1 protein-coding gene is annotated in these 233 nt (G+C 74.7%); it reads left to right on the plus strand.

The window, feature by feature from the left end; translation table 11 throughout:
* A partial coding sequence (locus KVT44_RS57300; protein WP_302832284.1) for a 3-oxoacyl-[acyl-carrier-protein] synthase III C-terminal domain-containing protein occupies positions 1–233 on the plus strand: 233 nt, incomplete at both ends.

Consider the following 233-nt stretch of genomic DNA (forward strand, 5'->3'; position numbering starts at 1 on the left):
GGGCCGTCTACCAGATGGCCGAGGCAGCACGGCGGCCGCTGGACGCGGCCGGCGTCCCCGCCGACCAGCTCGCCGCCTTCATCCCGCCCCAGGCCAATCTCCGGATCGTCGGCGCGCTCGCCAAGACGCCCAAGCTGCCGGCCGGCGACGTGGTGGCCCAGGACGTGATCCGCAGCGGCAACACCACGGCGGCCTCCATCCCGCTGGCCATGGAGGACCTGCTGGCGGTGGGT

Source organism: Streptomyces sp. GbtcB7 (genome assembly GCF_019091445.1).
In the GTDB taxonomy this organism is placed as follows: domain Bacteria; phylum Actinomycetota; class Actinomycetes; order Streptomycetales; family Streptomycetaceae; genus Streptomyces; species Streptomyces mirabilis.